Annotated in this window: 22 protein-coding genes; 18 read left to right on the top strand and 4 right to left on the bottom strand. The window is 40.7% G+C overall.

Going from position 1 to position 24,187, the window contains the following annotated elements; genetic code table 11:
• Window positions 1-23: 23 nt before the first annotated feature.
• The 18 genes from GO816_RS11225 (at window position 24) to GO816_RS11140 (ending at window position 18,469) form a co-directional block, all read left to right on the top strand.
• Window positions 24-3,464 carry a response regulator gene (locus tag GO816_RS11225; protein ID WP_157542026.1) on the top strand — a complete coding sequence of 1,147 codons (3,441 nt, stop codon included), beginning with the start codon at window positions 24-26 and terminating at the stop codon, window positions 3,462-3,464.
• A gap of 3 nt (window positions 3,465-3,467) precedes the next feature.
• Window positions 3,468-4,307, top strand: coding sequence for a CheR family methyltransferase (locus GO816_RS11220; RefSeq protein ID WP_157542025.1), 840 nt, complete (start codon window positions 3,468-3,470; stop codon window positions 4,305-4,307).
• Window positions 4,297-4,884, top strand: coding sequence for a chemotaxis protein CheB (locus GO816_RS11215; protein ID WP_198171499.1), 588 nt, complete (start codon window positions 4,297-4,299; stop codon window positions 4,882-4,884). Before GO816_RS11220 ends, GO816_RS11215 begins: the two co-directional genes overlap by 11 nt.
• A gap of 31 nt (window positions 4,885-4,915) precedes the next feature.
• Window positions 4,916-6,862 carry a hybrid sensor histidine kinase/response regulator gene (locus tag GO816_RS11210; protein WP_157542023.1) on the top strand — a complete coding sequence of 649 codons (1,947 nt, stop codon included), beginning with the start codon at window positions 4,916-4,918 and terminating at the stop codon, window positions 6,860-6,862.
• A gap of 61 nt (window positions 6,863-6,923) precedes the next feature.
• Window positions 6,924-7,607, top strand: coding sequence for a heme exporter protein CcmB (locus GO816_RS11205; protein ID WP_157542022.1), 684 nt, complete (start codon window positions 6,924-6,926; stop codon window positions 7,605-7,607).
• Window positions 7,608-7,695: 88 nt separating this feature from the next.
• A complete protein-coding gene (locus GO816_RS11200) occupies window positions 7,696-8,883 on the top strand; it encodes a carboxypeptidase-like regulatory domain-containing protein (RefSeq protein WP_198171498.1) in 1,188 nt (395 codons plus the stop codon).
• A gap of 71 nt (window positions 8,884-8,954) precedes the next feature.
• Window positions 8,955-9,626 (top strand): cytochrome c biogenesis protein CcsA, encoded by a 672-nt coding sequence (gene ccsA / locus GO816_RS11195; RefSeq protein WP_157542020.1) that lies wholly within the window; start codon window positions 8,955-8,957, stop codon window positions 9,624-9,626.
• A 6-nt stretch (window positions 9,627-9,632) separates the two neighbouring features.
• Window positions 9,633-9,836 (top strand): CcmD family protein, encoded by a 204-nt coding sequence (locus GO816_RS11190; RefSeq protein ID WP_157542019.1) that lies wholly within the window; start codon window positions 9,633-9,635, stop codon window positions 9,834-9,836.
• Window positions 9,837-9,922: 86 nt separating this feature from the next.
• Complete coding sequence (locus GO816_RS11185; protein ID WP_157542018.1) at window positions 9,923-11,356, top strand: Glu/Leu/Phe/Val family dehydrogenase; 1,434 nt, start codon at window positions 9,923-9,925, stop codon at window positions 11,354-11,356.
• A 113-nt stretch (window positions 11,357-11,469) separates the two neighbouring features.
• Window positions 11,470-12,084: a hypothetical protein gene (locus GO816_RS11180; protein WP_157542017.1), complete on the top strand. Its 615-nt coding sequence runs from the start codon at window positions 11,470-11,472 to the stop codon at window positions 12,082-12,084.
• A gap of 107 nt (window positions 12,085-12,191) precedes the next feature.
• On the top strand, window positions 12,192-12,602 hold the full coding sequence (locus GO816_RS11175; RefSeq protein WP_157542016.1) for a cytochrome c maturation protein CcmE domain-containing protein: 411 nt from the start codon (window positions 12,192-12,194) through the stop codon (window positions 12,600-12,602).
• 9 nt (window positions 12,603-12,611) lie between these two features.
• Complete coding sequence (ccsA, locus tag GO816_RS11170) at window positions 12,612-15,077, top strand: cytochrome c biogenesis protein CcsA (RefSeq protein WP_157542015.1); 2,466 nt, start codon at window positions 12,612-12,614, stop codon at window positions 15,075-15,077.
• Window positions 15,077-15,832 (top strand): phytanoyl-CoA dioxygenase family protein, encoded by a 756-nt coding sequence (locus tag GO816_RS11165; RefSeq protein WP_157542014.1) that lies wholly within the window; start codon window positions 15,077-15,079, stop codon window positions 15,830-15,832. Before ccsA (GO816_RS11170) ends, GO816_RS11165 begins: the two co-directional genes overlap by 1 nt.
• Entirely contained in the window at window positions 15,799-16,581 is a 783-nt protein-coding gene (locus GO816_RS11160; RefSeq protein ID WP_157542013.1) for a Rossmann-like and DUF2520 domain-containing protein, read from the top strand. Before GO816_RS11165 ends, GO816_RS11160 begins: the two co-directional genes overlap by 34 nt.
• Window positions 16,582-16,600: 19 nt before the next feature.
• Window positions 16,601-16,933, top strand: a complete 333-nt coding sequence (locus GO816_RS11155) for a 2Fe-2S iron-sulfur cluster-binding protein (protein ID WP_157542012.1) — start codon at window positions 16,601-16,603, stop codon at window positions 16,931-16,933.
• Between the two features lie 95 nt (window positions 16,934-17,028).
• Window positions 17,029-17,271, top strand: a complete 243-nt coding sequence (gene iscX / locus GO816_RS11150; protein ID WP_157542011.1) for a Fe-S cluster assembly protein IscX — start codon at window positions 17,029-17,031, stop codon at window positions 17,269-17,271.
• Window positions 17,272-17,337: 66 nt separating this feature from the next.
• Window positions 17,338-17,850: a KdsC family phosphatase gene (locus tag GO816_RS11145; RefSeq protein WP_157542010.1), complete on the top strand. Its 513-nt coding sequence runs from the start codon at window positions 17,338-17,340 to the stop codon at window positions 17,848-17,850.
• A gap of 52 nt (window positions 17,851-17,902) precedes the next feature.
• A complete protein-coding gene (locus GO816_RS11140; protein WP_157542009.1) occupies window positions 17,903-18,469 on the top strand; it encodes a Maf family nucleotide pyrophosphatase in 567 nt (188 codons plus the stop codon).
• A gap of 42 nt (window positions 18,470-18,511) precedes the next feature.
• On the opposite strand, the gene GO816_RS11135 is transcribed toward GO816_RS11140, so the two are convergent.
• The 4 genes from GO816_RS11135 to GO816_RS11120 form a co-directional block, all read right to left on the bottom strand.
• On the bottom strand, window positions 18,512-18,916 hold the full coding sequence (locus tag GO816_RS11135; RefSeq protein WP_157542008.1) for a hypothetical protein: 405 nt from the start codon (window positions 18,914-18,916) through the stop codon (window positions 18,512-18,514).
• Window positions 18,917-18,950: 34 nt separating this feature from the next.
• Window positions 18,951-21,290: a type I DNA topoisomerase gene (gene topA, locus GO816_RS11130; protein WP_157542007.1), complete on the bottom strand. Its 2,340-nt coding sequence runs from the start codon at window positions 21,288-21,290 to the stop codon at window positions 18,951-18,953.
• Window positions 21,291-21,423: 133 nt separating this feature from the next.
• The gene (mnmA, locus tag GO816_RS11125) at window positions 21,424-22,512 is read right to left on the bottom strand and encodes a tRNA 2-thiouridine(34) synthase MnmA (RefSeq protein ID WP_157542006.1); all 1,089 of its coding nucleotides are present in this window, start codon (window positions 22,510-22,512) and stop codon (window positions 21,424-21,426) included.
• A gap of 86 nt (window positions 22,513-22,598) precedes the next feature.
• Window positions 22,599-23,966 (bottom strand): NAD-dependent succinate-semialdehyde dehydrogenase, encoded by a 1,368-nt coding sequence (locus tag GO816_RS11120; RefSeq protein WP_157542005.1) that lies wholly within the window; start codon window positions 23,964-23,966, stop codon window positions 22,599-22,601.
• Window positions 23,967-24,187: the final 221 nt, after the last annotated feature.

Here is a 24,187-nt window from a genome sequence, read left to right as displayed (position 1 = left end):
ATATTACATTCTTATCCTATAAAATGCTTAAGTTAAACTTCCGCACGCAGGTCTTAATTGGCTTTGCGTTATCCATTGTGCTGGTATTTATAGTCGGTATATTCTCTTTCCGCAGCATCAACCAGCTTCAAGATAATCAAAAATCTGTAGAGCATAGCCAGGAAATTGTAACTACATCACGCAATGTATTACAAAACCTTATTGACGCTGAAACCGGTATGCGCGGTTACGTGGCAACGAACAAGCTTAAGTTTTTAGATCCGTATAACGCTGCCTTGCCACGTATCAGTCAAAACTTATCAAAGCTCGAGAGTTTGGTTATTAACGATGCCGACCAGCAAGGCAACGTAAACATGCTGTTTACGTTAACCAACAACCAGTTGGGGCTAATGAAAACCAATGTTGAAAAGCGTGACGACCTAGGCCTTGAGTACATGGTGGCTCATGATATGCTCATTAACGGTAAAGCGTTAATGGATAGCATTCGTACAACAATTGACGAAATTAATAGGGTTGAAACACGCTCGTTAACCATTGGTAAGGCACAAACTACTCAGGCGGCCTATTCAACTATTTTAACCATAACTACGGGCTCAGTAATATTTTTGATCATCATCGTTGTATTATTCTTTTATATTCAAAAAACGTTTGAACAACAAAAGAAGATAGAGGCGGAGATTAAGGATACAAATACTGAGTTGGGCCAAGTACTTGCTGAGAATGAACAGCGAAACTGGCTACTCACAGGCATAGGCTTGCTGAACGAAAAGATGCAGGGGCAGCAAAATGAAAAAGAACTTGCCGAAAATGTATTAAATGAGGTTTGCAAGTATACCAACGCTCTAAGCGGAACCCTATACCTTTATAACGAGAATGACGAAAACTTAGACCTATATTCTTACTACGCTTTTCATGATTTAGGTGTATTAAAGCCTAAAATCAAATTGTCTGAAGGTTGGATGGGGCAGGTAGCGCAAGATCAAAAATCGGCTACTATCAAAGGTAATTTGAACGATAAACTGAAACTCCAAACGTCCATTATTGATCAGGAACTTGCCGAAATCCTTATTGTGCCATTCTTCTTTGACAAAAAGCTAAAAGGCGTAATGGAAGTTGCTTTCCAAAAGGAGGTGAAAGAGGTTGACAAAGAATACATTTTAGCTGCGGCGGATGATATTGGTATTGCAATAAATACTGCGCAGGCCCGCACCATAATGCATGACTTGTTTGAAGAAACGCAGCAACAGGCCGAGGAGCTGGAAGCCCAACAGGAAGAAATGCGCGTTACTAATGAGGAGCTTCTGAACAAAACTGAAATGCTGCAGGCCTCTGAAGAGGAGTTGCGCGTTCAGCAGGAAGAGCTGCGTACCATCAACGCCGAGCTTGAGGAAAAGGCCAGCTTGCTTGAAGAAAAAAATCAAGCTATTGAAGAAGCTCGTGCAGCCATAAACCTTAAGGTTACGGAGCTGGAAACTACCGGCAAATACAAATCGGAGTTTTTAGCTAATATGAGTCACGAGTTGCGCACGCCGTTGAATAGTATATTGGTTTTAGCGCGCATATTAAAAGATAATAAGACAGATAATTTAAGTGAAGATCAGATTAAATATGCCAGCGTAATTTTTAATGCCGGTAATGATCTGCTTACACTTATAAATGATATCCTTGATTTATCAAAAATTGAATCGGGCAAGCTTGATTTAAATTATGACGACATCCGTGTGTCTGAGATATTGAAAGACATGGAGATGCTTTTTGCCGAAGTTGCCGGTAATAAAAATATAAGCTTCACCAATCAGGTAACTAATGTTCCTGACATTATATTTACTGATAAGGTAAGGGTTGAGCAAGTCATCAAAAACCTTCTTTCAAATGCCTTCAAGTTTACTCCTGAAAATGGCAGCATAGCTATTAAGGCGCTTCCTGGTAAAAATGAAGGGACAATTAGCTTTGCAATAAAAGATAGCGGTATAGGTATAGCTCCTGAGAAGCAAAGAATTATTTTTGAAGCATTCCAGCAGGCCGATGGTTCTACCAGCCGTAAGTACGGCGGCACCGGTTTAGGCCTTTCAATAAGCCGTGAATTGGCGGCGCTTTTAGGTGGAGAAATAACACTTAGCAGCGAGGTTGGCCGTGGCAGTGAATTCATTTTAACTATTCCGGTAACGGGTACGCCAACAGCCCGCAGCGAAGAAGAGCCGCAGGTTCCTACAGTTGAAAGTTTCAAACCGGTTTCTGAGCCATTGAAACCGGCTTCGCAAGCGCAAATACGTAAACCAGGCCGCACAACTCCGTTGGTAGTAATTGTTGAAGACGATAAAAACTTTGCCGACATATTACAAGACTATGCCCGCGACCATGGATATGAAGCTTTGATGCTGAATGAAGGTACCAATGCGCCTGAGTTTATCAAAGACAACATGCCTGACGCCGTTATACTTGATATTATGCTGCCTGGCAAAGATGGGTGGCAAATATTGAAGGAACTTAAAGCTGATGCTTCAACCAAAGATATTCCTGTCCACTTAATGTCTGCCGGAGAGGCAGCTGCAAACAGGGTGCGCAAAGAGGGTGCTATAAGCTTTATGAAAAAGCCTATAAACACCGAAACGCTTGATAAGCTCTTTAACGATATGATGAGCCAAAGTGGTGTTTCGTTTAAACAAATACTACTGGTTGAAGATCACGAAGCGCAAAGTCAGGCGTTGAAGGACCTGATGCAAAAACAGGGAATTACGGTTGACCAGGCATTTAACGGTCAACAGGCATTTAACATGCTGCAGCAAAATGAATATCAATGCGTGATATTGGATTTGAACCTTCCTGACGAATCGGGCCTTGATTTACTTGACCGAATCAAAGCCATTGATCGTTTTGCCGAGCTTCCGGTAATTGTGAATACGGCTATGGAACTGGATAAAACTTCAGTTAACCGTTTGATGCAGTACGCTAATGCCATGGTAATGAAAACCAACAAATCGGCTGATAGGTTGATTGATGAGGTTAATTTATTCCTTCATAAGGTAAGCTCGTCACCATCAGCAGAGTCGGCTCCAAAAACCTTTGCACCAAACAAAGGAAAAGATAGCCTTAAAGGTAAAAAAGTGCTCATTGTTGATGATGATATGCGCAACATATTTGCCTTAAGCAGTGCATTGCAACAATATGATCTGATTGTTGAGATAGCTAATGACGGCGACGAGGCGCTTGAAAAACTTGAAGCTACCGAAGGGGTTGATATAGTGCTGATGGACATTATGATGCCAAAAATGGATGGCTACGAAGCAACACGGCAAATAAGAAAACAAAACAAATGGAATAAATTACCTGTAATAGCACTAACGGCCAAAGCTATGAAAGAAGATAGAGAAAAGTGTTTGGCCGCCGGCGCTAATGATTACATAACTAAACCAATTGATATGGACCGTTTGATATCATTGATGCAGTTATGGTTAGAGGGGTAATTTATGATAAATGAAAGTACAGACACGCAAGGCTTAACGCCTGTAGAAATTGATGAGCTTGTAAACGTTGTAAAAAAAATACATGGGTTTGATTTTTCGGGTTATTCAAAAGCTTCACTTAAAAGGCGCATAACGCGTATTATGCAGTTAAAGAAGCTTGAGTTTTATGATCTCAAGCATCTTTTAATTAATGATGCGGCGTTCTTTCAGCACTTTTTGGAAGAAGTTACTGTGAACGTTACCGAAATGTTTCGCGACCCTTTATTTTATAAGGCGCTGAATGCACAAGTGCTGCCTTACCTGTCAACCTTTCAGCATGTAAAAATATGGAGTGCCGGTTGTTCATCAGGCGAGGAGGCTTACTCATTGGCTATACTTTTGCGTGAAGCCGGATTGCACAAAAAATCTTTTATATACGGTACCGATATAAATACAGAAGTGCTGAAGGAAGCAAAGAAGGGCATTTACAGTTTACGCAAAATTAAATCATACGCCGAAAACTATCAGTACTGTGGCCTGCCAGGCACCATTACCGATCATTTTACCATTTTATATGATGCAGCAACCGTACAAGCCGAGTTGAAGCAGAATACATTATTCTCGGTTCATAATCTTATATCTGACAATGTGTTCAACGAGTTTCAGATGATTAGTTGCCGTAACGTATTCATCTATTTCGAATCGCATTTGCAGGAAAAGATATTGGACTTGTTTTACAAAAGCTTATGTCCGTTAGGTTTCTTGTGTCTTGGCAGCAAGGAGGCTATACGCTCCGATGCCTTTAAGAGGCGCTTCAAGACAATCAATTCCAAAGAAAATATTTATCAAAAAATTGGAGCTTAGTAACGACATTAAGGATAGGTGGCATAACTCCAAGGTTTTGTTGCTTGCAGGTTCGGCCGGGTCGTTCAAGCTGTTATTTCATGCAGTCAAAAATTTGCCTGCCGATTTGAATAAAACGGTAATCATTATCATTCACCGGAAAAAAAATTTTTTTAGTGAAATTGAAAAACTGTTCGCTGAAAATAGTCGTATGTACCTCCGTGAGATAAGCGACAAGGATAGAATAGATAGTAACACCATTTACATAGCACCGGCAAACTACCATACGCTGGTTGAAAATGAAAAACAATTTAGCTTGGATGTCTCAGAGGCAGTCTGGTATTCCAAGCCATCTATCGATGTAACATTTGAAAGTGCTGCCGATGTTTTTAAGGACAAATGTACAGCTGTGCTTTTGTCTGGAGCCAACCAGGATGGGGCGGAGGGATTGTTGAAACTGCGTAATAATGGATCACTTACTATAGTACAGGATCCGGCTGATGCAGAAATGAAGGATATGCCTGCGGCTGCGATAAACATTGATGCAGCAGATTACGTATTAAGCTCAAATCAAATATTTCAGTTATTACAGGTTTAGCTTAGCATATTTGTACCTTTACCTACTTATTATGAGTGCCGTTAATATATTAGTTGTTGATGATAGGGAAGAAAATATTGTTGCGTTGGAGGCTTTGCTCCGCCGCGATGATATCAATATAATTTCTACTACATCACCAAATGAAGCCTTGCGCATTGCCTGGGAAAATCAAATTAGTATTGCCCTGGTTGATGTTCAGATGCCTGAGATTGACGGCTTTGAATTGGTGGAAATGCTCAAAGCAAATCCGCGCACTAAAGACATACTCATCATATTTGTTACAGCAATCTCCAAAGAATCTAAGTACGCAGTTAAAGGGTTTGGTACAGGTGCAGTTGACTACTTGTATAAACCACTCGACCCCTATATAACATCAGCCAAAGTTGATGCATTTATTCAGTTAGCTCAACACCAGAAAGACATCAAGGAGAAGAATGAGGAGTTGCAGAACTATGCCATAATGGTTAAAAATTCTGCTGATATCATTACCACCGTTGATGCTAAAACTTTTCGTATACTTTCGATAAATCAGGCTGTAAAAAAGTTGCTTGGCTACCAGGTTAACGAGCTTGAACAAACAAGTATTGTTGATATGGCCGTGCCGGACGATCAGCCAAAACTGCGTAAAAAGCTCTCTGAGATTGTAAACAACAACATGAGCTTTGCAGTAGCCGAATATCAATTAGAAACGTTTGATAAACGTACTATTTGGGCCGAGTGTCGTATTACTTATAATAATAAAATATTATTTATTAATATAAGTGATGTGTCACCGCAGAAAAGCTATCAGCAGGAGCTCATCAAATCAAAAGAGGCAGCCGAGCATTCACGTAAGGTTAAAGAAAGCTTTCTGGCAAACATGAGCCACGAGTTGCGCACGCCTGTTAACGGTATTTTGGGCCTAACCAACATGTTGCGCAAGGGCGACCTTGATGAGCATCAAAGAAATATAGTTGACTTGCTTGATGTTTCCTCACAATCATTACTGGGTGTTATTAATGACGTGCTTGATATATCTAAAATAGAAGCAGGTAAGTTTAGCATTATTCGTAAAAATAATAATGTACGCCAGGTAGTTCAGGCTACTTTTGATTTACTTAAATATAAAGCCGACGAAAAAAACATTGATCTGCTGCTGGAAATTGATAGTGATGTGCCTCAATGCTTGCTTTTTGATGCCCTGCGCCTTAATCAAATATTGATGAACTTGCTTAGCAATGCCATTAAATTTACCGAGCGCGGCTATGTTAAGCTGGTACTTTCGGTATTGCAAAATGTTGAGAGTAATGTAAAAGTTAAGTTTAGCGTTATCGATACAGGAATCGGTATTGCCACAGATCGGCTTGCAAAAATATTTGAATCATTTGAGCAGGCTGAAGATGATACACTGACTAAATATGGTGGCACCGGACTGGGGCTCACCATAGTTAAAAAACTTATTGAACTTAAAGGGGGCGAACTCACGGTAAGTAGTCAGATAGGTAGTGGGAGCGTATTTAACTTTACTAACTGGTACGCTGTTGCTGATGCCCCTAAGGCTGAAAAGATTGACGGTAACAAGCAAAGAAGTTTAACTCCGTTTATAGATGTACATGTATTGGTAGCCGAAGATAACTTGGTGAATCAATTTATGATGTCGAAGATGCTTAAAGACTGGAATGTAAACTTTGAGATAGTAGACAACGGACAAAAAGTACTTGATAAATTGCTGGCGAAAGATTTTGACCTGATATTGATGGATACGCATATGCCCGAAATGAATGGGTATGACGCTGCCAAAACTATCCGTATGAACTTTGCAGAACCAAAGCGCAGTATACCAATCATCTCTTTATCGGCAGCCACTTTTGATCATGAGCAGCAACAGGCGCTCTCGGCTGGTATGAACGATATTCTATCTAAACCGTTTCAGCCATACCAATTGCATGAAAAAATGCAACATCTGCTTGAGATATCAAAGGGTAAGCAGTTAGCTTAAGTTTTACTGCCTGTCATTAAACCTTAGCAAGCCACAACAGCTTTTTGCTATATTTGCAGTAATGAAATTATTGCGCCAAACAGGCTATTTGCTCAGGAAAGAAATATTATTGGAGTGGCGCTCTAAATATGCATTCAACGGGGTGTTGCTTTATATTGTTTCTACCGTTTTTGTTTGTTATATAGCGTTTAATTTAACGCCCGGCTTTACAAAAAGTCAAGGGTACCCTGTAGTTTGGAACGTATTGTTTTGGATAATCATCCTGTTTGCTTCTGTAAACGCCATTGCTAAAAGTTTCCTTCAAGAAAGCCGAAGTCGTCTGCTTTATTACTACACCATTGCAAGTCCGCATGCTATAATTTTATCTAAAACAGTCTACAACGCCTTGCTCATGGGTTTGTTAAGCACATTGGCGCTCATAGTTTACATCCTTTTTTTTACTAATAACGTTGGCGATGCCTTATGGTATTTCCTGGTGGTGTTATCAGGCAGTGTAACGTTTTCTACTGTATTTACTATGGTTTCGGCTATAGCAGCCAAAGCCGGTAACAACGGAACTTTAATGGCTATATTGAGTTTCCCGGTGATAATACCTGTAATTATGTTGCTGGTAAAAATTAGTAAGAGTGCTATGGATGGTGTTGAACGCAGTCTTACTTATGGTAACTTTGGTGTACTGGGTGCAATTAATGTGATAGTGATAGCAGTATCTCTTATATTGTTTCCGTTTTTATGGCGCGATTGATATCTGCTGTGGGCTATCTTATAACAAGCAATTATAAAATTCTACATTGAAACTGGTGCGTGTATACTTCTTGCTGTTGTTAAACCTCATGGTGTTTGCCTTAGCCAAAGCGCAAACTGGTACCATAAGTGGCAAAATTGTACGCGCAGACACCAAGGCACCACTAGCTAAGGTAAGCGTTTTTTTAAGTAACGCAACTGTTGGTGCTACTACAGATGAAGCCGGAAATTTTACACTTCGTAACATCAGGCCAGGGCAGTATGATTTGGTTGCTACCTCAGTAGGATTTGAAGATTTTACTCAACAGGTTTTGGTTGATGAAAAACCAATTACCATTAACGCTGAAATGAAAGCGCGTGTTATGCAACTTGAGGACGTAGTAGTCACTAATAATGATAATTGGAAGGCAAATTATCAAATGTTCTTGGCTGAGTTTTTTGGCACATCTGCCTATGCCAGGCAATGTAAAATATCCAATCCGCACGATCTGGTTCTCATTTACAGCAAATCAAAACGAACCCTTACGGCTTTGTCTTACGACTTCATTAATATTGAAAATAAGGCACTAGGCTACCGCATACGTTTCCTACTTAAAAACTTTAAAAGTGATAAATTAAACAATATAATATCCTGGCAAGGAAAGGTGTTATACGAGGAGTTGCCCGGAAGCGCGGCTCAAAAAAAAATTTGGGAGCAGCGTAGGCAGGATATTTACTACGGTTCAGCAATGCAGTTTTTCCGCTCACTGGTTGATGGTAATTACGAGCGTGATGGTTTTGTTATGCGCATCCTGGCCCGACGACCAAATGCTGAGCGCCCGCCCGACCCGGTTATACAACGCAAGATTGATAAGTTTGACGGCGTAAATAGCGATTCATTAAGGTACTGGGTAAACAAATATCAGTTGCCAAAATATCACGAGCACCTCTACCGCGATCCACTCAAAATTGAGCAGGTAGTAAAAGAGACAGACAGGCAGGGTATATACGGCATGGCGTTTCCGGAGTGCCTTTATGTTGTTTACACTAAAAAGCGCGAAACGCAGGATTTTAAAGACATTTACAGGCCCCTTGATTGGGACAATTTTGAAACAAGTGTGATAACGCTTTATACGCCATATATACTGTTTGATAAAAATGGCTCAATTTTGTCAAATCCAAGCCCGTTGCAGGAAGGTACATGGTCAAAGAATAAAATAGCGGAGTTGCTGCCGGTAGACTTTGAACCATCTGCAACCTATACACCACCGTATATAGGGCAGCAAAATAAGCCATAGCCTACATGATATTTGCTATGTAAGCATAGTAATTTTAACTAATTGTTTTACCTTTGCGCGTTGAATTTTATATGAAATTTATATATCAAAGTTGGTGGAAAATTTTAGGCGTTGTGCTGGTGATGTATACACTGGTGGCCGGGTTCATGCTAACTGTTCCTAGATTGCCTATTTTACACGAAACCATACGCAATGTATACTTCCACGTGCCCATGTGGATGGCAATGTTTTTGGTGTTTGGTGTATCGGTTTTTTACAGTGTGCGCTATTTAGCCACTGGCAAGGAAGAGTATGATTTAATTGCCATTGAAAGCGTTAACACCGGTATTATATTTTATATTTTAGGATTGCTAAGCGGCATGCTTTGGGCCCGGTATACCTGGGGGCAATACTGGAGTAATGATCCTAAACAAAACAGTGCCGCAATTGCTTTTTTGCTTTACTGTGCTTACTTGGTCTTGCGTAACGCCATAGATGAAGAGCAAAAGCGTGCACGTATTTCGGCCATCTACAACATATTTGCTTTCCCGATAATGTTGGTTTTGTTATTTATACTGCCACGCTTAACTGATTCGTTACACCCGGGTAATGGTGGTAACCCGGCCTTTGGTAAGTATGATATGACCAATGAAATGCGTGCCGTGTTATATCCTGCATTTATAGGCTGGATGCTTATTGCTTTGTGGATTGCAACTTTGCGTTACCGTATACGTTTAATCGAAAATAAAAACAACTCCTTATAAATCATCATGAAGAAACTTACTTGTTTAGCCGTATTGCTGATGGGCTATTTAGGCGCATTTGCACAAGATGTTGAAATGGCTGATACTATGCGGAGCGAAGGAAAAATATATGTTGTTATAGGCACCATAGTTATTGTATTTGTTGGCCTGGCTTTATACCTGTTTAGTATGGACAGGCGTTTAAACCGTATTGAAAAGCACAAAGACTAAAACTTTTTTGGCACTTGCAATGTGTTAACTTTTTAATTCAACTATTTATTGCGTAAAACTTTACCAATTATTAATCAAATTCATATATGAGCAATTTAATTATATCCGATCAGGACACTCATTTCTTTTCAGATGTGTGCGCCAATTTTGATCACGCAGCTCAATTTACCAAACACGATGCCGGTTTATTAGATCAAATTAAATCATGTAACAGTGTTTACCGTTTTCGCTTTCCTATACGTAAAGGTGACGGCTTTGAAGTTATTGATGCATGGCGCGTTGAGCATTCGCATCACCAATCGCCTACCAAAGGTGGTATTCGTTACAGTGAAATGGTTAACGAAGATGAGGTGATGGCGCTTGCAGCGTTAATGACTTACAAATGTGCTATTGTAAACGTACCATTTGGTGGTGCTAAGGGCGGTATCAAAATCAATCCAAAAAACTACACGGTACAGGAGTTAGAGAACATCACCCGCCGTTATACAGTAGAACTTACCAAGAAAAACTTTTTAGGCCCAAGCATTGACGTACCTGCACCAGATTATGGATCAGGCGAGCGTGAAATGAGCTGGATTGCTGATACTTATGCAACCATGAACCCTAACCAGGGCGATGCATTAGGTTGCGTTACCGGAAAGCCGATTGCACTGCACGGTATTGCAGGCAGAAGAGAAGCTACCGGCCGTGGTGTTGCCATAGCTGCCAGGGAATGTGTTAGCGTTGGCGAAGACATGCAAAAACTTGGTTTAACAACCGGGTTAACAGGCAAAAAAGTAATTGTACAAGGCTTGGGTAATGTAGGTTACTACTCTGCTAAGTTCCTATCTGAATTTGGCGCAACCATTGTTGGCTTATGCGAATATGAAGGCGCCATCTATAATGAAGATGGTCTTGATTATGAAGCTGTTTTTCAACACCGTAAAGCCACGGGTTCAATATTAGGTTTTGCAGGCGCTACAAAGGAATTTACCCGTTCGGGAGAAGGACTTGAGCAGCCATGTGATATACTGGTACCGGCTGCATTAGAAAATCAAATTACAATTGAAAACGTTCGTAACCTACAAGCTAAAATTATAGTTGAGGGTGCAAACGGACCAACTACACCTGAAGCAGAAGCCATTTTCTACGAAAACGGCGGCATAATCGTACCTGATATGTATGCCAATGCCGGCGGTGTAACCGTTTCATATTTTGAGTGGTTAAAAAATCTTTCACACGTTTCATTCGGTCGTATGAACCGCAGATTTGAAGAAAACTCGAACTTGAACATAGTTAACATGGTTGAAGGCATTACCGGCGTTTCATTAACTCCGCTTCAGCGCGAAACTATTATTAAAGGCGCTACTGAGCTTGAATTGGTTAACTCTGGTTTGGAGGATACTATGATTCGCTCATACCATGAGATACGCGAGACTTTACGCAATAATCCGGAGGCAAAAACGCTTCGTGTTGCTGCTTTTGTTGGCGCAATAAATAAAATTGCGGTATCATACCAAAATTTAGGTGTTTGGCCGTAAATAAATCCAGCAATACTTATTTGGTTTAAAAACCGTTTCAGTAGCGATAACCCTAATGGTTATCGCTATTTTTGTTTGTTAAATACGCATTTACAAATTCACTAATCAAACTAATGAGATTTATACCGGGCGTGCTTGCCTTAATGTTATATGCAACCTGTTCATTTGCACAAAACGCTCCACCCGAGTACTTCGAAACCGGGATAATTAAAACCAAGTTTGGTGCAAGGGTAGCTTACACTAGCCGCAAGCGTGCGCTTACACTGGATGTAGCGTCCAGCGAGGTTAAAGCCACAGAGCACCCGTACGTTATATTGGTTGGTACCCAGGTTTTGCAGTTTGCATTTACACCTGTTATCAATGATACACTATCGCGCACACCTGATAAGCAAAAGGAACTTGTTTTAGGCTATGTACAGTCGGAAATTGATTACGCTAAGAAGATTTTGAAGGTAGATAACCTGGTAAGCACAACAGAGTGGATAACGCTTAATAATAAACCGTATCTGTTCTGGACATACTATTTGCCTGAGGGAGACCAATCAAACGTAGTTAAGCAAACTTACTTGTGCACATACAGTTACGGCAGGGTGTTGAGCATCAATTCACCGCTGATGAAAGGGGCAGATGAAGCACAAAGTAAGGGCTTGTTGACACAGGTAGGCAAAACTTTTATGCAGTATAACAACTACATTGATCTTGAAAAGATGTACAAGGCTATGCGTTAATATTATATTGTTAAGAATAGTTCTAAATAAGATATATCTGCGGTAATAAATTATATTGGTTATACGTTTTGTATTTTTGTGAATTGTTTTACAACAGGTAATTTTCAATGAAGAAAAGTTCTATTTTAGGTATTATTGTAATTGCTATTGCTATAGCAGTTATCATCAGTACATATTCAAATACAAGTACTTACGGTTCATTTAAAGATGCAGGTGCCACTACTGAGGAGTTGCATGTGGTAGGCCATTTGGTTAAAAACAAAGAGCTGTACTACGATCCTACTAAAGATGCCAATTACTTTTCATTTTATATGCTTGACAATAAGGGCGAGGAATGCAAAGTGGTATTTACCGGAACAAAGCCGCAGGATTTTGAGCGTTCTGAGCAAATAGTGCTTACCGGACAAATGAGGGGCAGGGAGTTTCATGCCTCAAAAATTTTAATGAAGTGCCCGTCTAAATATACCGAAGATAAGCTTGAGGTAACCGAGGTTTCTGCCAAACAAGCTAACTTATAATCTTACTTAATGAACACAGTTTTTACAGGGGAGCACCTTTTACCGGGGCACCTTGGGCAGGCTTTTGTTATCCTGTCCTTTGGCTCGGCATTGCTTGCTGCCATCAGTTACTTTTTTTCTGCAAAACAACAGTCTGATCTTTCTGATCAATCCTGGTTCCGCATAGCCCGCGCGGCATTTTTTGTAAATACCTTTTCGGTGGTTGCTATTGGTTGCTGCCTGTTTTATATCATTTACAATAATTTATTTGAGTACCACTATGCTTGGGCGCACTCATCGCGCACGTTGCCGGTCTACTACATCATATCCAGTTATTGGGAAGGGCAGGAAGGCAGCTTTTGGTTATGGACTTTTTGGCAAGCATTATTAGGTAATGTACTTATCTGGAAAGCTAAATCATGGGAACGGCCTGTAATGGCTGTGGTAAGCTTGTCACAAGTATTGCTAAGTTCAATGCTTATCGGAGTTGAAATGTTTGGCGAACGCATAGGCAGCTCACCTTTTATTATGCTGCGCGATGCTATTGAAGCACCAATATTCAGCCGGCCTGATTATTTACAGTATATAAAAGATGGTAATGGATTGAATCCCTTGCTGCAAAATTACTGGATGGTTATTCACCCACCAACCCTGTTTTTGGGCTTTGCTTCGATGATTGTTCCGTTTGCCTATGCGGTAGCGGGTTTATGGCAGCGCAGATACAAGGAATGGGTTGCCGCTGCAATTCCTTACGCCTTATTTGCGGTAATGATTTTGGGAACTGGTATCATCATGGGTTCATTTTGGGCATACGAATCGCTTAACTTTGGCGGTTTCTGGAACTGGGACCCGGTAGAAAATGCTTCGCTTATTCCATGGCTGGTTCTAATTGCGGCAGTTCACGTATTAATTGTTTATAAAAACACAGGACACTCATACTTCACCGCCACCTTGCTCACCATGTTGAGCTTCGTGCTGGTGCTTTACGCTTCATTTTTAACACGTAGCGGCATCCTTGGCGAAACATCAGTACATGCTTTTACCGACCTTGGTATGTTCTGGCACCTGGTAATTGATGTGCTTGTTTTTCTTAGTATTATGGTGGGTTTACTCATATGGCGTTGGAAAGATCTTCCGTTCTCAAAAAAGGAAGAAGAAACTTACTCGCGTGAATTTTGGGTATTCGTGGGGTCATCATTCCTGGCGTTATCATGTTTGCAATTGGTTATCGTCACATCTTTCCCGGTGTGGAATGCAATATTCGGTACTAAAATCGCTCCTCCGGCAAATCCTATTACGTTATATAATATCTTTCAGGCAGGGTTTGCTGTAGTGGTGACTTTGTTTTTAGGTTTTACTCAATTTCTGAAATACAAAAGAACCGAACCTGCCAAATTCTTCATTAGTACGTTGGTATACCTGGTAGTGGCTGCCATCATCAGTGCAATTATCATTTATATAACCGGCTTGTATAAGCTTAAGGTTGTATTTATGCTGGCTATGTTTGGTTCGGTTTACGGCGTGCTAGCCAATGCTAAAATACTTGCCGACTCACTTAAAGGTAAGTTCAAATTAGCCGGCTCTGCGGTTGCTCACATTGGTTTTGCCTTATTGTTGGTTGGCGCATTAATAGCTGCAGGTACCAGCAGGGTAGTATCAAAAAATGAAAGCGGTGTTATACAGGTGAAAGACTTTGACAAAGCTGGTGACGCACGCGAAAATATAATGCTCTACAAAAATCAGCCCGTAGACATGGGTGGCTATAAAGTGACATACGTTGGCGATTCACTTGTAGCGCCTAACCATTACTTTTTAGTTGATTACAAAAAAGTTGATGCAACAGGTAATGTAATTGAGCATTTTGTTTTAAAACCTAACTCGCAGGCTAACGCTAAAATGGGTTTGGTGTCATCTCCTGATACAAAGCACTATTTGTTTCGCGATTTATATACGCACATAACAGCAGCGCCTATTAAGCAGGAGCAGGATTTGGCTGCCGGCGCTACCGAGGTTGCAGAAGATCATGCAGGTGACGATAAAAAATATAACCCACCTGTTGTACACGAAGTTGGTTTAGGTGATACCATCCGTTTCAGAGAAGGTTACATGATATTGCGTAATCTTAACAAGTCTCCTAAATTACAGAATATACCTTTAGGTAAAAACGATGTAGCAGTTGGTGCTATGCTGGATGTGTATTCGCACGATAAAACTTACAAGGCGGAGCCTGTGTTCATGATAAAAGGAGGAAATACATTTGACTTCGCACGTAAAGTTGACGATGCCGGTTTGAAAATTCGTTTCACTAAAATAATTCCATCTGACAATAAATTTGAAATTACGGTATTAGAGCAACCCGAAAGCGAAAAATCATACATTGTAATGCGGGCCATTGAGTTCCCTTACATCAACTTTTTTTGGTCGGGCACCATTATAATGGTTATTGGATTTCTAATGTCAATATTCAGGAGGAATAAAGAGCTTAAAGTTAGCTAATGGATAAGCGGCTTCATTTAAAGAACATTGCCGATGATGGGTTCACCATCATCGGCAATGTCTTTAGCGAGTATGAAGTTAAAACCATTCTTAATCAAATAAGCAAGGCTGATACTGGCAATACAACTTTTCGCAAAACCGATGATCTGTTTGCCATCAGGCAGTTTCTAAAAGAGGTACCGGAGGTTAAAACTTTAATTTTAAATAAAGCACTCAAAGGACTAATTGAAACGCTGTTTAGTGATGACTATTTTTTGGTAAAATCCATTTATTTTGACAAGCCTGAAAAATCTAATTGGTTTGTTGCTTATCATCAGGATTTAACTATTTCGGTTGATAAACTTGCCAACTTACCGGGCTATGGTCCGTGGACGGTAAAGCAAAACCAATTCGCTGTACAACCACCGTTAGAAATACTTGAACAAAACTTCACTATCCGCATTCACCTCGACGATACCGACCAGACTAACGGTGCACTGCGAGTAGTACCCGGTTCACACTCAAAAGGCATTTACCGTCCGGAAACTATTGACTGGAGCAAAGAGCATGAAGCTACTTGTGATGTGCCAAAAGGTGGCATTATGATTATGCGTCCTTTGCTGCTACACGCATCAAGCCGGAGTACGGGCAATAATAGAAGGAGAGTAGTGCATGTCGAATTTAGTAAGTTCAATTTACCTAACACGTTGGACTGGGCGGAGAAGATAATTACTTTTGAATCATGCGTATCACCCTCATCGGCTCAGGTAACGTAGCTACCCATTTAGGTGCTGCTCTTAAAAATGCGGGCCATTACATAGTACAGGTTTACAGTCGCAATCAGCAGAATGCTGCTCTGTTGGCGTATCACCTCAAAGCAGACGCCATTGATGATTTGATGATGGTTAGTGCAGAGACAGATTTGTTTATCATCAGCACAAGTGACAGCGTGATAGATAGTGTTGCGTCACAGCTAGCAGTACATCAAAAACCTATAGTTCATACATCGGGTGCTACACCTATACAGGTTTTGTTAAAATATACCGAACATGCAGGAGTTTTCTATCCATTGCAAACCTTCAGCAAAATAAGAGAGGTAAATTTTAGCATGGTGCCGTTATGCATTGAGGGTGCATATGAAGATCTTACCGCTATGTTAAAAGAGCTTGCTTACACCATTAGCAGCAACGTTAGCGAAGTCAATTCGGCACAACGTAAAAGGTTGCATTTGGCGGCGGTATTTGCATGCAATTTTCCTAATTACTTGTACAATATTGCACAGGAGCTTTTAGCCACGCATCAGTTAGATTTTAATTTAATGCGCCCGCTTATTTTGGAAACCGCTGAAAAAGTACAGTTTCAATTACCGGCCAAAGTGCAAACCGGCCCAGCAATACGTAACGATAAAAATACGATGGATGCGCACATTCACTTGTTGGACAATGAGCCTGTTTTAAAAGAAATTTATGAGCTGTTAAGTCAGTGTATCATCAAAATGGGAGAGGGGCAATACAGGGTTGAGTAATTTTATTACTTTTGCCAAAATGGATATTTTTAAAGTTAAAATAAGCTTTGAGGAGCCCGACCACGCACCGGTTGAACTTCCGATAGCCGCAGGCGAATCAGTACTGGATGTTTGCCTTGAGAATGGCATTGAATTACAACACAACTGTGGCGGTGTTTGCGGCTGCAGCACCTGTCATGTTTATGTAACAAAGGGTATGGATAACATACAGGAAATTTCAGACAAAGAGGAAGACTTTATTGACCGTGCAGTTAATCCGCGTATAACATCACGCTTAGGATGCCAGTGCGTTATTATCAATGGTGATATTGAGGTGCTTATTCCGGATCAATCGGCATTTATGGGTCATTAATGGCCCTGCTAGTAGCTTAAATGTTGCTACATAGTAGACGGATGTTGACCTGGATAAATTGCCACTCCTTATATATAGATTTACAACATACAATAATGAATAACGATAAATTTGCACTTCCAATTCATTGGAATGATTATGAAGATATTGCCATGGGGCTTTATGAAAAGTTTGGCGATGATTTTAGCGAATCTAAAATTTACCGTATACGCTTTACCGATTTGCTGGAGTGGGTGTTAACTATTCCAAATTTTGCCGGCACGCGTGAAGAATCAAACGAAGGTCACCTGGAGCAAATACAATCTGCCTGGGTTTATGAATGGCGTGATAATCAATAATTTTAAGTAGGAATTATTCAACTATTTTCTTAAAATTGTTTGATTTGATATAAACTTTACAAAACATTGCTTACAAAATTTAAAGACATTACCACGTTTATATTTGACGTTGATGGTGTATTAACCGATGGGTCGGTATATGTGAATGAAGCCGGCGAACAAACCCGCTCTTTCAATATAAAAGATGGATATGCGTTACAACTAGCCGTTAAATGCGGTTATAATGTATGCGCCATATCTGGCAGCCGCTCAAAAATAGCTATACATCGTTTAAGTAGTTTAGGTATTAAAGATATATTCTTGGGTTGCAGTGTGAAAACCGACACCTTTAAGCTTTACATTAACGAGCGTGGTATTAGCCCGATGAACGTAATGTATATGGGCGATGATATACCTGATTTGGAAGTGATGAAAATGGTTGGTATGCCGGTTTGCCCGGCAGATGCAGCGGAAGAAATTAAAGAGCTTTGTGAATATATCTCTCCGCTAACCGGTGGTAAAGGTTGTGCGCGAGACGTTATTGAAAAAGCATTAAAAATTCAGGGTAAGTGGATGGGCGCTGAAGCTTACAGCTGGTAGTTTCAGATTTTTGTATAATCCCTCTTTATAAATACTTCAACTGTAAATAATCATGAGCTTACCTAAAATCATTCTGGCATCAAAATCACCACGCCGGCAAGAGTTGTTAAAGCAAATGGATGTTGAATTTGAAATAGTGCTTAAAGAGGTTGATGAGTCATATCCGGAAGGATTGACACCTGAAGAAGTAGCTGTTTACATTGCCCGTAAAAAAGCTGAAGCTTACGATGGTACAGTTAACGACGAGGTAGTACTTACAGCTGATACCATTGTGACCATCGATAACCTTATTTTAGGCAAGCCCAATGATGAGGCTCATGCTGTTGAGATGCTTAAATTACTCTCAGGAAGGGTTCATAAAGTTGTGACAGGCGTTTGCATGCTGCATAAAGGCGAGTACAATTTATTCCATGACGTATCTGAAGTGTTTTTTCGTGAACTTACCGAGCCGGAAATAGTAAGTTATGTAAGTAGATACAAGCCCTTGGATAAAGCCGGTTCATACGGCATACAGGAGTGGGTAGGCATAACAGCAATTGAGCGAATAAACGGTTCATATACCAATGTTGTAGGTTTGCCTACCGAAAAAGTATACCAGCAGCTAAAACGTTTACAATAGTTGTTACTGCTGGTAACTTTACAACAAGGACTAACTCCAATGTTATTTGATCATTACGCCAACCTTGTTTAATACCGGCAGCTTTATAAAGTTTCCATCAACAATGCTTTCGGGTAAAAAGATGAATTTCTTGTCATATATATCTTTCCCAATATAGTAGCTTATCCAGTACTCATTGTTCAGACCAAATGTTTGTTCATCAATTGGTTCAATCAATGCAGACTTTCCAGCCTCAATCAATGGTATCATATGACGTAAGGTAGATGTTTTAACCTGCTCACCGTCTTTTTCTCCATATCCTTTTGAGGTAATCAATACGTTTTCGATAGCCTGCTGCTTTAAGTTTATTATATAAACGTACCAAACCTTACTTTCAACACTCTCTTTTTCAAGCGCAACGGCAACAGCAATATCTTCAACTATGTTTTGTGGCAAATCTTTTATCATATAACTAAAAACGCCTGTCTCCAGGCGTGTTGTATTATTTTTTCTTAGCAAATTTTTTTCCTGCAGGCTTCTTTGCTTTTGGATCCTTTTCCATCGCATCGGCAAGGGCCTTACACTCTTCGTAAGTGAGTTCCTTCGGCTCTTTACCTTTAGGTATTTTAACGTTTAACTTTCCAAATTCTATATACGGTCCCCAGCGTCCATTTAAAATTTTAACGTCCGGGTTTTCATCAAACGTCTTGATAAGCTTTTCGGCGTCTTTTTTACGCTTATCCTCAATAATTTCTATAGCCTGGGGTTCAGTCACTCCCATAGGGTCAACGCCTTTAGGCAACGAATAAAAAGTACTGTTGTGGCGAATGTACGGGCCAAACCTGCCAATGGCAACAGTCATATCTTTATCTTCAAACACACCAACTTTTTTAGGAAGCTTAAACAATTCTAAAGCTTCTTCTAAAGTAATGGTTTCAATCATCTGACCGGTCCGCAAGCTTGCATACTGAGGTTTTTCTTCTTCATTTTCGGTATCACCAATTTGCACAAACGGACCAAAACGACCTATACGTACTGATATTTTTTTACCGCTTTCTGGGTGTACACCTAAATCGCGTTCACCACGTGCTTTATCTGCCGTTTGTATAGTACTTTCAACACCTTCATGAAAAGGCGTGTAAAAGTCTTTAAGCATAGCGGTCCATTCGGTCAAACCTTGCGCAATCTCATCAAACTGCTTTTCAACATTTGCAGTGAAATGAAAGTCAACAATACCATTGAAGTGCTGCACTAAAAAATCGTTTACTACGGCACCAATATCAGTAGGGAAGAGCTTGTTTTTTTCGGCACCGGTATTTTCCGTTTTTTCTTCCTGCTTTACCGCCTTATCTTTAAGTGTGAGTACCCGGTAATTGCGGGTTTTACCTTCACGTTCCTCTTTAATTACATACCCACGGTTTTGTACCGTTGATATAGTAGGTGCATAAGTAGATGGGCGGCCAATACCTAACTCCTCAAGTTTTTTTACCAGGCTTGCCTCGGTATAACGGGCCGGCGGACGTGAATAGCGCTCGGTTGCCGTCATCTCCTGCAAGGTTAGCTGCTGGCCTTTTGTTAAAGGCGGCAATATGGCGTTATCACCATCCTGGTTGCTATCGTCATCTTCGTCATTTGATTCCAAATACACTTTTAGGAAACCATCAAACTTCATAACCTCTCCATTGGCTACTAAACCTTCGGGCCGTGTTGATATGCCGATTTTTGCAGTTGTTTTTTCAAACTGTGCTTCACTCATTTGTGAGGCTATTGCTCGCTTCCAAATCAGTTCGTACAAGCGCTTCTCGGCGTTATCGCCATCAATTGTATGCTCGTTGAAGTAAGTTGGCCTTATAGCTTCGTGAGCTTCCTGCGCACTGGCAGATTTGGTTTTGTATTTACGTGATTGATGGTAACGTTCGCCATAAGCAGATGTAATTTCCTGTTGAGCAGCATTTAATGCCATTTCAGATAGGTTCACACTATCGGTACGCATATAGGTGATCTTACCCGATTCATATAGCTTTTGCGCTACAGACATGGTACGTGATACCGAAAAGCCCAATTTGCGACTTGCTTCCTGTTGTAAAGTAGATGTTGTAAATGGGGCGGCAGGCGAACGTTTGGTTGGGCGGGTTTCAAGCGAGTTTACTGTAAATGCAGCATCAATGCAGTCCTGTAAAAACTTTTCGGCCTGTACCTGTTCAGCAAATCTTTCAGCAAGCTCAGCTTTAAAAGCGTCGCGGCCTTTACCAAATATGGCAACGATTCTAAATGCAGCTTCGGGAGTAAAACGGTTAATCTCGCGTTCGCGCTCTACAATTAGTCTAACGGCTACCGATTGTACTCGTCCTGCAGATAAAGATGGCTTAACCTTTTTCCATAAAACCGGTGACAGTTCAAAACCAACAAGCCTGTCTAAAACGCGGCGGGCCTGTTGTGCATTCACGAGGTTATAATCAATGGTACGCGGATTTTCAATAGCTCTTATTATAGCCGGCTTAGTAATCTCATGAAAAACAATACGTTTAGTTTTATCATTCTTAAGTCCAAGCGTTTCAAATAAGTGCCATGAAATAGCTTCCCCCTCACGGTCCTCATCGGATGCAAGCCAAACCATCTCTGCTTCCTTAGCAAGTTTCTTTAACTCGCTTACTACCTGCTTTTTATCGGCAGGTACCTCATATCGTTGTGCAAAGTTATTTGGTATATCAATGGCATCCTCAGACTTTACCAAATCACGGATGTGACCGTAACTTGATTTAACCGTAAAGTCTTTACCAAGGTAACCTTCGATAGTTTTGGCTTTCGCCGGAGATTCAACAATGAGTAGATTTTTAGCCATTAAATGCTTTTTATTTTCTGCAAATAAACACAAAGAATATGAAACACAAATTCTCTGCTGCTATTATTTTCATAATTGCAACAGCAATTGTACACAATTGTTCGGTTTGCTTATTGAAGGACGGGGTTTGTTTTTACATTAAAAAGCCACCACCAAGCAGGTCGCTTCCTTCATAAAATACAGCCGACTGACCCGGAGCAATGCCAGAAACATGATGATGAAAGTCAACTTTCATGTGTTCGCCCATTTGAACAATACTACTTTCAGACCCGGCATCTTTATAACGTATTTTGGTAACTGCTTGCAGGGGTTCGGTTATACTTTCGTATTTAACAAGATTAAGATCTCTCACCCAGGCTTCCTTGCGTTGTAACTCTTCAGCAACGCCTAACACAACGGTGTTATTATGCGGGTTTATTTGCGTAACAAACATAGGTTGCCCTAAAGCTATACCTAAACCCTTGCGTTGACCAATAGTGTAGAACGGATAGCCTTGATGCTTACCCACTACGGTGCCGTCAGTTAAAATGAAGTTGCCCGGCCCAACACGCTGATCAAGGTCTTCAACTTTGTGGCGCAAAAAGGCACGGTAATCATTATCAGGAACGAAACAGATTTCGTAGCTCTCGCTTTTACCGGCAAGCTCAACCTGGCCGTAATCAAGCGCCATTTGCCGTATTTCGGCTTTGGTAAAGCTTCCTAACGGAAACTTGGTACGTGCCAGGTTTTCTTGTGATACACCCCAAAGCACGTACGATTGATCTTTATTTTCGTCTCTGCCTTTTGATACCACATAGCGGCCATTGTCTTGCTGGCGAATGTTGGCATAGTGGCCGGTAGCAATAAATTCACAGTCTAACTTATCAGCACGTTTAAGCAATGCTTCCCATTTTATATGCGTGTTACAAAGTACACAAGGGTTAGGAGTGCGGCCGGCTAAATATTCGTCAACAAAATTGTCAATAACATAGTTGCCAAACTCGTTGCGTATATCTAATATATAATGTGGAAAGCCATAGCCAACGGCTAAAGCCCGTGCATCATTAATACTATCAAGGCTGCAGCAGCCGGTTTCTTTGGAGCTACCGCCAGATGATGCGTAATCCCATGTTTTCATGGTAAGGCCAATAACTTCGTAGCCCTGTTCATGTAACATTATTGCTGCTACCGAACTATCAACACCACCACTCATGGCTACTAAAATTCTACCGTGCTTACTCATATAGTTGACAAAGATAATATATAAGCACGGTAGGATAAAATATGCACCGTCAGGGTAGGGTAAAAGCTGAAAGGAGGCTGGTTTGCCTACTTTATATAAACGGTTTTGATGTTTACAAATTCGTGAATGCCAAACATCCCTAATTCTCGGCCATAGCCTGATTGTTTAATGCCACCAAAGGGTAAGCGCGGATCTGATTTAACTAGTGAATTAACAAAGCACGAGCCTGCCTCTAGATTGTTAGCGGCCAAATGTTCCCCGCGTTTAACATCTTGAGTGAATATAGCGCCTCCAAGACCGAATACACTATCGTTAGCTATGTCAATGGCTTCCGCCTCATCTTTAGCAACAATTATAGCGGCTACAGGGCCAAATAATTCTTCGTCATAAGCCGGCATACCTTTCTTTACATTGGTAAGAATAGTAGGTGGATAAAAAGCATTTTCACCTTCAGGAACAGTTCCGCCTAAAATACATTTCGCGCCCGCCGCAACAGACTTTTGTACTTGCTCATGTAATTCGTTGCGTAAATCAACCCTGGCTTGAGGACCCACCTCGGTTTCTTGTTTCAGAGGATCACCAACACGTTTGCTTTCCATTTTCTTCAACATTAATGCTGTGAATTTGTCGGCAACGGATTCAACTACTATAAATCGCTTGGCAGCAATACAGCTTTGTCCGCTATTAATCAGGCGGCTGTCCGTACAGGTACTGGCCGCTAATTCAAGGTCAGCATCTTCTAGTATGATATAAGCATCGCTGCCTCCCAGTTCAAGCACACTTTTTTTAAGTACAGAGCCAGCCTTTTGTGCCACCTTTATACCGGCGTTAGTACTGCCTGTTAAGGTAACCGCTTTAATGTGTTCGTTTTCTATAATGGCATCAACCTGGGTATTAACAGCCAAAAGCGTTTGAAATACATTATCCGGAAAACCAGCCTCGCGTACCATATCTTCAATAACAAGGGCACAGCCCGGTACGTTCGAAGCATGTTTTAGCACCCCGCAATTGCCTGCAGCTAACGCCGGCGCTAAAAAGCGAAATACCTGCCAAAACGGAAAGTTCCAGGGCATAACGGCGAGTACCACACCAAGAGGGTTAAAGGTAACATAGCTTTTTTGAGCTTCGGTTTCTATCAATTGCTCTTTTAAGAATTTAGCAGCGTTATCAGCGTAATACTCGCAAACCGTTGCACATTTTTCAATTTCTGATGCGCCCTGCTTAACCGGTTTTCCCATTTCAACGGCCATCAGTTCTGCAAGCTCACTTTTGCGTTTGTTTAATACCTCCGCTAACTTGCGCAGCAAATTGGCGCGTAAACTACTATCACTTTTGCGCCACTTTAACCACGCATCATGAGTTTGTTTTATTCTATCGGCCACTTGTTCATCAGTGTGCGTTTTATAAATTTTAACAACCTGGCCATTGGCAGGATTTACTGATTTAATTGACATAATTTAACTTTTAGTATTAATGCGGCAGCAATTGAATTAAACTTAATTGTGGCTTTTTTACATGAAAAGGTTGTTTTCGTTAGAAAAAATAGGTGAAATAACCGGTCTCGTTGTCCTGATTTAACCCTTGATTTCTATTAAATTCATAACACCTGTTCAAAAAAAAATAGTGTTTACTGAAAAAAATTTATCAAGATGGTCAAACAACTAAATAATTCTTA

It is taken from the genome of Mucilaginibacter aquatilis, from assembly GCF_009755275.1.
GTDB lineage: Bacteria > Bacteroidota > Bacteroidia > Sphingobacteriales > Sphingobacteriaceae > Mucilaginibacter > Mucilaginibacter aquatilis.
This window is presented reverse-complemented; position numbering and strand designations above follow the sequence as displayed.

Bases quoted from the DNA above. Each gene is read 5' to 3' on its own strand.
- GO816_RS11200 (WP_198171498.1), top strand. From the start codon at position 7,696: ATGGTGTTTGCCTTAGCCAAAGCGCAAACTGGTACCATAAGTGGCAAA.
- GO816_RS11210 (WP_157542023.1), top strand. From the start codon at position 4,916: ATGAGTGCCGTTAATATATTAGTTGTTGATGATAGGGAAGAAAATATT.
- ccsA (WP_157542015.1), top strand. From the start codon at position 12,612: ATGAACACAGTTTTTACAGGGGAGCACCTTTTACCGGGGCACCTTGGG.
- topA (WP_157542007.1), bottom strand. From the start codon at position 21,290: ATGGCTAAAAATCTACTCATTGTTGAATCTCCGGCGAAAGCCAAAACT.
- GO816_RS11220 (WP_157542025.1), top strand. From the start codon at position 3,468: ATGATAAATGAAAGTACAGACACGCAAGGCTTAACGCCTGTAGAAATT.
- ccsA (WP_157542020.1), top strand. From the start codon at position 8,955: ATGAAATTTATATATCAAAGTTGGTGGAAAATTTTAGGCGTTGTGCTG.
- GO816_RS11155 (WP_157542012.1), top strand. From the start codon at position 16,601: ATGGATATTTTTAAAGTTAAAATAAGCTTTGAGGAGCCCGACCACGCA.
- GO816_RS11140 (WP_157542009.1), top strand. From the start codon at position 17,903: ATGAGCTTACCTAAAATCATTCTGGCATCAAAATCACCACGCCGGCAA.
- GO816_RS11165 (WP_157542014.1), top strand. From the start codon at position 15,077: ATGGATAAGCGGCTTCATTTAAAGAACATTGCCGATGATGGGTTCACC.
- GO816_RS11180 (WP_157542017.1), top strand. From the start codon at position 11,470: ATGAGATTTATACCGGGCGTGCTTGCCTTAATGTTATATGCAACCTGT.
- mnmA (WP_157542006.1), bottom strand. From the start codon at position 22,512: ATGAGTAAGCACGGTAGAATTTTAGTAGCCATGAGTGGTGGTGTTGAT.
- GO816_RS11135 (WP_157542008.1), bottom strand. From the start codon at position 18,916: ATGATAAAAGATTTGCCACAAAACATAGTTGAAGATATTGCTGTTGCC.
- GO816_RS11185 (WP_157542018.1), top strand. From the start codon at position 9,923: ATGAGCAATTTAATTATATCCGATCAGGACACTCATTTCTTTTCAGAT.
- GO816_RS11160 (WP_157542013.1), top strand. From the start codon at position 15,799: ATGCGTATCACCCTCATCGGCTCAGGTAACGTAGCTACCCATTTAGGT.
- GO816_RS11225 (WP_157542026.1), top strand. From the start codon at position 24: ATGCTTAAGTTAAACTTCCGCACGCAGGTCTTAATTGGCTTTGCGTTA.
- GO816_RS11120 (WP_157542005.1), bottom strand. From the start codon at position 23,966: ATGTCAATTAAATCAGTAAATCCTGCCAATGGCCAGGTTGTTAAAATT.
- GO816_RS11205 (WP_157542022.1), top strand. From the start codon at position 6,924: ATGAAATTATTGCGCCAAACAGGCTATTTGCTCAGGAAAGAAATATTA.
- GO816_RS11190 (WP_157542019.1), top strand. From the start codon at position 9,633: ATGAAGAAACTTACTTGTTTAGCCGTATTGCTGATGGGCTATTTAGGC.
- GO816_RS11175 (WP_157542016.1), top strand. From the start codon at position 12,192: ATGAAGAAAAGTTCTATTTTAGGTATTATTGTAATTGCTATTGCTATA.
- iscX (WP_157542011.1), top strand. From the start codon at position 17,029: ATGAATAACGATAAATTTGCACTTCCAATTCATTGGAATGATTATGAA.